At 62.2% G+C, this 6,903-nt stretch carries 8 protein-coding genes; 5 read left to right on the top strand and 3 right to left on the bottom strand.

Annotation, left to right across the window (positions count from 1 at the left end):
• Positions 1-309: PIN-like domain-containing protein (locus AC6A67_RS00160; RefSeq protein WP_498034490.1), on the top strand; the 309-nt coding region annotated here is incomplete at its 5' end.
• A 93-nt stretch (positions 310-402) separates the two neighbouring features.
• On the opposite strand, the gene AC6A67_RS00155 is transcribed toward AC6A67_RS00160, so the two are convergent.
• Entirely contained in the window at positions 403-858 is a 456-nt protein-coding gene (locus AC6A67_RS00155; protein WP_498034489.1) for a hypothetical protein, read from the bottom strand.
• A 222-nt stretch (positions 859-1,080) separates the two neighbouring features.
• On the opposite strand from AC6A67_RS00155, the gene AC6A67_RS00150 reads away from it, so the two are divergent.
• Positions 1,081-1,467 carry a hypothetical protein gene (locus AC6A67_RS00150; RefSeq protein ID WP_498034488.1) on the top strand — a complete coding sequence of 129 codons (387 nt, stop codon included), beginning with the start codon at positions 1,081-1,083 and terminating at the stop codon, positions 1,465-1,467.
• A 151-nt stretch (positions 1,468-1,618) separates the two neighbouring features.
• Positions 1,619-4,006, top strand: coding sequence for a phage tail tape measure protein (locus tag AC6A67_RS00145; protein ID WP_498034487.1), 2,388 nt, complete (start codon positions 1,619-1,621; stop codon positions 4,004-4,006).
• Positions 4,007-4,086: 80 nt separating this feature from the next.
• On the opposite strand, the gene AC6A67_RS00140 is transcribed toward AC6A67_RS00145, so the two are convergent.
• Entirely contained in the window at positions 4,087-4,554 is a 468-nt protein-coding gene (locus AC6A67_RS00140; protein WP_498034486.1) for a hypothetical protein, read from the bottom strand.
• A 120-nt stretch (positions 4,555-4,674) separates the two neighbouring features.
• Between AC6A67_RS00140 and AC6A67_RS00135 the strand changes: the two genes are divergently transcribed.
• Positions 4,675-5,277, top strand: coding sequence for a DUF3102 domain-containing protein (locus AC6A67_RS00135; RefSeq protein WP_498034485.1), 603 nt, complete (start codon positions 4,675-4,677; stop codon positions 5,275-5,277).
• On the opposite strand, the gene AC6A67_RS00130 is transcribed toward AC6A67_RS00135, so the two are convergent.
• Positions 5,252-6,013, bottom strand: coding sequence for an abortive infection family protein (locus AC6A67_RS00130; RefSeq protein WP_498034484.1), 762 nt, complete (start codon positions 6,011-6,013; stop codon positions 5,252-5,254). The genes AC6A67_RS00135 and AC6A67_RS00130 overlap by 26 nt on opposite strands.
• A 668-nt stretch (positions 6,014-6,681) precedes the next feature.
• Between AC6A67_RS00130 and AC6A67_RS00125 the strand changes: the two genes are divergently transcribed.
• Positions 6,682-6,873 (top strand): DUF2322 family protein, encoded by a 192-nt coding sequence (locus tag AC6A67_RS00125; RefSeq protein WP_498034483.1) that lies wholly within the window; start codon positions 6,682-6,684, stop codon positions 6,871-6,873.
• Positions 6,874-6,903 lie beyond the last annotated feature (30 nt).

The raw sequence follows: 6,903 nt of genomic DNA, 5'->3' as shown, positions 1-6,903 counted from the left end.
AGAGATCGGTACGGCCCCGGCGTAAAGGACAAGCAATGGATCAGCGAACTCAGTGAAGAAGGCCGCTGGGTCATTATATCCGGCGACAGGCGGATCACTCGCAACCAAGCCGAGTACCACGCTTTCCGATCGTCGCGTCTCGTGGGCTTTTTTCTCGCCCCCGGTCTGAACAAGGCTCCGCTTCTCAAGAAGATGGAACGATTAATGGCGTTGTGGCAGACCATCGAAACCTTCGAAAAGCAGATTGAAGGCGGAGCGATGTTCGAACTCCCCATGACGAGTACCCGGATCAAACAGCTCAAAGTCTGAACCGGGCATAGCAGTCGACCCGCCCCTTATGGGAGCGGGCCGAACATCTTCTGCGCAATCTGTGACGCGAAACGCGCGTTCTGTGACAGCGCCTTAGCCAATCACGTCATATTCATCGACGAGCGCATCAATCGCCCGATCTCCACCTGCGAGAACCTTGCGGACGATCAGGGCGGCCAACTCCGCCGGATCGCGATCCCGTTTCAGGGCGGCGGCTTCGAGCGCCGCCCGGTCCTGCCGCTTCCATCGCAGCATTGTGGCGTCGTCATTGCCGCTCGACCGTAGCAGCGGAATGTCGTGAGCGGCCAGCATGGCCCGGACGCGAGGGCCTGTGGTTCCGCCCATGATCTGCGCGATCTCGCCTCCTGTCCGCCCCTGCCCCGCGTAATAGGCCATGCGGAGCTTGTCGGGGCCGTACCAGACACGCGGAGGGACGGCGTTCTCTCGTATCCGTGCGACCTCCTTCGCGACCCGCTTCCTGACCTCCGCCTCGATATCTGCGTCCCGATCTCTGGCCTTCAACGTTGTCAGCCTGCTTGTGCGCGCCATGACAGCACTCCCGGATCGTATTCGATGATGATTGCGTAATCGCCGCAGTATAGACACCGACTATCGCAGGACGCCCGACGGGAAGACCGCTATTCCATGACGCAGAACGGCGCTCGATCTGACGCAAAGCAGGTGTCATAGCTTGTCAAATAGTGTGCTGACAGACGCACACTTAGACTGATCCCATTGAGATTGCTTACGATCAGCTTTGGAGGATCACAGATGGACACGCCGACCGCCGAGACACCGACCGTTGTAACCAGCGCCAGCGACGTGCCCCGTTTCATCCCGCGCCCCGGCGTCGAGATGACCCGGACAATCGAGCTACAATTCCCCGTCGAGTATCAGGGCAAGGTATTTGACCGGATCACAATCCGCCGCCCTCTGATGCGCGAATGGCGCGCCTATCTGCGCGACACGGCGGCGGCGACGGAGCACGCCGGCCCGGAGGCCGCCGACATGATCGACCAGCCGTGGCTATCCGCCCCGGCCGTAGTCGTCGAAGCTCTCGACTTCGTGGACGCCTCCCGGCTGGAGGTGGAGCAGGAAAGTTTTTTCGCAGCCTCCCCGCAACCGTCAGAGACGCCGACGGCAACGAGCGAGGCGTAAGGTTTCACGCCCGCCACTGGCAGACGGCGGCCTTCGTCGTCATGCGAGAGAGCGCCGGCGGGATCACATTTGAAACGATCATGGGTCTGACCTTCCCCGAACTGGTGGAGCTTTGGCAGGAGGCGACCCAGTTCCGGTAGGAGGCTCCGCCATGGCGAGCAAAACCTCGACCCTCACGATCCAGTTGATTGACCAGATCAGCGGCCCCGCCAAGGGGGCCGCTGGTGTTCTGAAGGGGCTGGAAGGCGCGATGACGCGCCTCGGCAAATCCGGTAACGGCGCGGCGAATGGCCTTGTTCGGTCGCTCGATCAGCTCCGGGCAAAAGCGGCGGCGATCGACAACTTCACCGGCCTGCGCCGGGGGCTGAAGGATGCGGCTCTTGAATTTCGTCAGGCGAAGTCGAACGTCGACCGCCTGAAAACCGCGCTGGCGTCCGCCTCCGCTCCTACCAAGCGGATGCAGGCCGATCTGGCGGCCGCTCAGGGTGCCCTTGCCCGAACAAGCTCCGCCTTCAAACAGCAGGGCGCGGCCGTCAGGAGCGCCGAAGCTGCGCTCCGCCAATTCGGTATTGCCGGGCGATCCGGCATCGCGAAGTCCCAGCAGGACATTCGCAACGAGATCGCGAAGACGATCCGGGAGATGCGCCGCCTCGATCGTGAGAGCCGGATGGCCGCCGCGCCGCGCGCGAGCTGGCGCGAGCGGGCCGGAAGGGTCGGAGATCGCGCCGGGCAATTCGCCGTCGGCGCAGGCGTCGCCGTAGCCATGATGCGGCCCCGCGTCGAGAGGGCGCTAAGCTATGACGAGCGCGTCAATCGCATGGCAGTCACGGCGGCTTCGGGCGGCACGGTCGGCGATATGCACGCGATGCGCAAGCGGGTCTCTGATGCCATCCATCACGCCACAAAGGAAGGCGGCGGCTCCCGCGAGGCAGCAGCCAATGCGATGGAGGTCGTGCTGGCATCGGGCGTTTACGATCCAAAATCAGCAGCGGCAGTCCTGCCAACGATCGTGAAGACGGCCCACGCATCCGGCGCTGACCCGGGCGACGCCGCCCGGCTCGCGGTCTCGATGCGCCGCAACGGCGTGTCGGACAAGGACCTGCAAACCGGCCTCGACTACGCGCTCAAGAGCGGCGAGCTAGGGTCATTCGAACTGAAGGATCAGGCCCGCTGGCTTCCCCAGCAACTCGCCCTCGCAAAGGGCAGCGGCATGAAGGGGTTGCGCGCCGTCCGCGAACTGGCGGTGCTCAATCAGGTAGCGATGACCACCGCCGCGAACGCCGACGAAGCCGGCAACAATCTCGTGAACATCTTCCAGAAGTTCAACAGCCGGGAGCTTCAGGACACGCTTGCCAAAGAAGTGAAGGTTCAGAAGGGCGACCCTACGCGGGCGGGCAAGAGCAAGGGGACAAAGCGCGGCCCGGCTGAATTCGACTGGCAGGGCTACATGGCGAAGCGGGCGCAGGAAGGCGTTTCCGCCGTCGACGCGTTCGGCGAGATCGCCGACCGCCAGCTCGCCGACAACCCGCAGTATCAAGCGATCCAGAAGAAGCTCTCCGCCACAAAGGATGAAGGCGAGCGCCGCGCCCTGCTGGAGAGCGCGGCCGATATTATGGAGGCGTCGAGCCTCGGCCAGATATTCGCCGACCGACAGGCCCTCATGGCCGCGATCGCCATCCGATCGAGCAAAGACAAGCGGGCGGAGCTGAACGCCGGTCTGGAGACGGCTCCGGGCCGAACGGGGCAGGTCTCCGAGTTCATCCGCTCCACTGCTCCGTCGCAGGTGCAGGACGTGAAGAACGCTGCTGACCGGGCGAACGAACAGAGCTTCAACGCCGTATCCGGTCCCATGGGGGTGCTGGCGAAGCGGACGGCAGAACTGGCCGAGGCGTTCCCTCAACTCACGACGGCGCTCTATGCGGTCGGCACGGTAGGCGGCAGTGTCGCGGCCGGCTTCGGCGGCGCGGCGCTTTGGTCGAAGTTCGCTGGAACCGGAGCCGCAGCGGCAGGAGGCGGAGCAGCGGCCGGCGCTGCGGCGGGTGCCGCCGGGGCCGCAGCCAAGGGCGGCGGGTCCATGTTGAAGGGCGCGGCAAAGGGCGCTGGCTACGTCGGCCTTGCCCTGACGCTCAACGAAATCATGAGCATCATCGACCCGCGCGGCAACCTATGGGGCCTCACCGATGGCATCGACCAGTGGGTGAAGGGGAAGACCGGCATCAACCCGTCGAACCTGAGCGACAAGTCGGGAGCGGTTCCGAACTCCGGGGCGGCTCCGGCTGTAACCTCGCAGCGGATAGACGATGTGTTCTCTCAGGCGAAGATGAGCGACCCGGCCCAGATCGCCGGATCGATGCAAGCGGCCATGCAGGGCATGAACGCGGCCCTTCAGACCGGGTTCGCGCAAGCACTGGCCGAGGCCGATCGCTTCATGGCGCAGATGAACGCCAAGCTCTCGCAGACCGTCGCGCCGACAATCCGGCCCCGGCTGGATATGTCCGGCGTCGGCGGCGTTCATGCCGACATGGGCATCACGCCCTGATATCCTGCCCGCGCGAATGCACTCCCCCGGCCTCGAAGCCGGGGGGCGTCCTAACCTGACGGAACGATTAGGTGTTTAAATCACAAGCAGCTGCGGATGCCGCTTTTGACCATTTCTTCCCATTTAGGTCCAAGCGACTGGCGCGCGTCTATACCCTGCTCGAAACCCGGGTCACCGGGATTGAACATCACGACATTTACCATTCGGTCGTGGCTACCAGCGACGATCGTCGGCCCCGGGGTATAGGTGCTCGTCGCTGAGAACGTATTGCCATAGAGGGACCCAGAAGTGCTGTATTGCCCCGGCAGTTGCGTTGTACGCACATTATTTTGGTATTGCGATCCGGTAATAATATAGCGCGTATAGCCCGCCCTGATGGTCTCAATTGCCGCCGCTCGGGTTGCGACCGCAGCGGCACCCTGCCTCCCACATGCCGGTGCTGCCCCGGCATCGATGGTCATCGTGTTCACTGAAGTCCGTGTAGCAGTAGCAGCAGCACATGATGCCAGTACGAAGGCAATACCTGTACAAGCCAACGCGATTTTCATTTCATCCCCCACAAAAACAGGTGCCAACTTAGATAATCAGTAAGCGCAGTTTGACGCAATCTGCGCCACACGCATGGCCGGCCGACGTGCCGCGTCCTCCTCGCTCTGAGGGCGCGTGACATGGCCCGCCTGAAGGTCGTCGGCGGTGCTGCCGACCTGTTCAGCTACGCGGCCCTGAGCCGCGAGGATGAGGCCGAGGTTCGTCAGGTCGCGGAACGGATCAAGCTCCGCCTGCGCCGGACGGCCGAGGACATCATCGAGATCGGCCGCGATCTCACCGCCATGAAGGAAAAGCTCGGGCACGGCCACTTCCTGAAGTGGATCGAGGCTGAGTTTGAGATGAGCGCCGAGACCGCCCGTAAAATGATGCGGGTCGCTGATGTGATGGGTGGCAAATTCCAACCGGGTTGGAATTTTGAGACTTCGGCTCTCTACGAGCTTGCCGCCCCATCCACCCCGCCGGAGGTCCGCGATCAGGTCGAGGCGCTTGTCGTCGACGGCCAGAAGGTAACGGCGGCGGACGTGCGCCGCATGAAGGCGGAGGCGCAGGAGGCCGGGAAAACTTCGGCAGGCGTCCCGACGCCTGAAGCTCCGAAGCGGCCGTCTCCGGCGCTCTCTGTCGCCGCGATCAGCGCCCCGGACGCCGAGGCTATCCGCCGCGAGGCGACGGAGGCCGCATCATCGCCGAAGCACGGCGCTATGAGGATCTGTGCCGCTCGTTAAACGTCTCGACGAGAAACGTGGCAACCGCGCCGGCTGTGTTAACGGCAAGGCTTGCATGACGTGGAGACGGACGCACCGGCAACCTTCCACCGCGCCCATGTGCATCCGACAAGCGATTTCGCAACGTCCCGATCCCGTTAACGAGGTTCATTGCGCCACCTAGGATCGCCTTAATCGGCTCCTCCGTGTGTTGATCCGGCGCTAGGTTCAACGCCCGCGCCGTGGTCGCGTAGAGCTTCGGAAGATCGTCTTTGTCGGTATAGGGGGTACTGGTCTCGTCGAGGATGCGCTTTGTCACCGTTTCGAGAAGCGTTCTCGCAACTGTAATCGCCCCCTCAGGATCGGCCGTCCGGCGGGCGAGCGCCTTTTCCCAAACAGCGTGAACGCCCTCGGCATCGAATGTCTCCAACGCGTCGGAAGCCACCTTGTCAACCGGAGACGATTGCTGGCCCTCCAGATTGTCCATCAGCGGGTTGAACGCAGCGCCGATGATCTTCCGCCTCTCCGCGTAAGTGGAGGCCTCGTGCTTGATGTAGGGCCAGAAGGCGTCCAAACTTCTATGAGAGCGCACGAACGGCGGCAGCAAATCCCGGATCGCTGGGTTCCCCATGAACTCGCGCCGCAGATACTCATAGATGTCATTGTCAGACGATCCTCCCGTCGCAGATGCAATTAGGATGCTCTCCATCATTGCAACCTGCTCAGTTAGAGCATCGGGAATGTCCTCCACATCCATGCTGCCCTCGCCCTCTCTATCCGCGCTAGCAGTTTGCCCGTCCGGCGGTTTGGCCGTCATTTTCACCGGCCCGCTCGTAGAGGTCGAGGTGTTTGTGAGCTAGGTGAAATTCGCTGGGGAACATTCTGGCTAGGTTCTGTTTTGGGCAACCATGTGGGTAACAAACTGGGTTACAAGTCGATGAGCGGGTCGCATTTTTATCGTTTAATATCAGATATTTAATAAAATTCCCTGACGAAGTTGGCGCGTTTCGGGCGCGCCAATTACCTCAATAAGTTTGCCCGTTTTATGACGGATGGCGCATCCCAGAAAGTAAAACTGGGAAGCCCATGGGAAGCAGCGAGATTTGTAGAGATCTCCACAAGCCAAATTCGGCTAGAGCGGGTGTTGCGAATTATCCGCTGGACGCAGACCTTGCATTGTCTCGCGCAACCGCATCAGTCAATCTCCACCCCATCTTTATATTCGACGGGCCGTTTGCGGAGGCGCTAAACGCTGAGCCGTCCGAACAGCAAAATGGCTGCCAGCTTTTACAAAGCTGGGCAGTTAGCTGAACACCTCCAACTGACGCTCCAGATGCCCCCCATCGGCCCGCTCTCTCTGGAGGATGGGAGCCTGCGGACCACCACCGCGTCGCGATATCGTCCTCTCCAAGAATCAATCTGCATTTGTCGGTTCGGGATTACGCGCTGACCGGAGAGCCCCATACAGCTGACCGGACCAAGGAGGACATCCTCTTCGCAGAGCATACCCTTGATGCACGTGCTCGCCCGGGAGCTCACCCGAATATCGATCGCCTGCCTGCGGTCGCAGGCGGCAGCGCACCGCAGAAGATTCAGATCATAGCCGACGGTTCCTGATAGGCGGCTCTGCGCCCCATTCCAGCCGTT

The sequence above is a fragment of the Camelimonas sp. FR25 genome (assembly GCF_059740505.1).
Note: the sequence above shows the minus strand (reverse complement) of the source record. Positions and strands in the feature narration are given on the sequence as shown.

Excerpts from the sequence above, each read along its gene's own strand:
- AC6A67_RS00155 (WP_498034489.1), bottom strand. The coding sequence starts at position 858 with ATGGCGCGCACAAGCAGGCTGACAACGTTGAAGGCCAGAGATCGGGAC.
- AC6A67_RS00150 (WP_498034488.1), top strand. The coding sequence starts at position 1,081 with ATGGACACGCCGACCGCCGAGACACCGACCGTTGTAACCAGCGCCAGC.
- AC6A67_RS00145 (WP_498034487.1), top strand. The coding sequence starts at position 1,619 with ATGGCGAGCAAAACCTCGACCCTCACGATCCAGTTGATTGACCAGATC.
- AC6A67_RS00140 (WP_498034486.1), bottom strand. The coding sequence starts at position 4,554 with ATGAAAATCGCGTTGGCTTGTACAGGTATTGCCTTCGTACTGGCATCA.
- AC6A67_RS00135 (WP_498034485.1), top strand. The coding sequence starts at position 4,675 with ATGGCCCGCCTGAAGGTCGTCGGCGGTGCTGCCGACCTGTTCAGCTAC.
- AC6A67_RS00130 (WP_498034484.1), bottom strand. The coding sequence starts at position 6,013 with ATGGATGTGGAGGACATTCCCGATGCTCTAACTGAGCAGGTTGCAATG.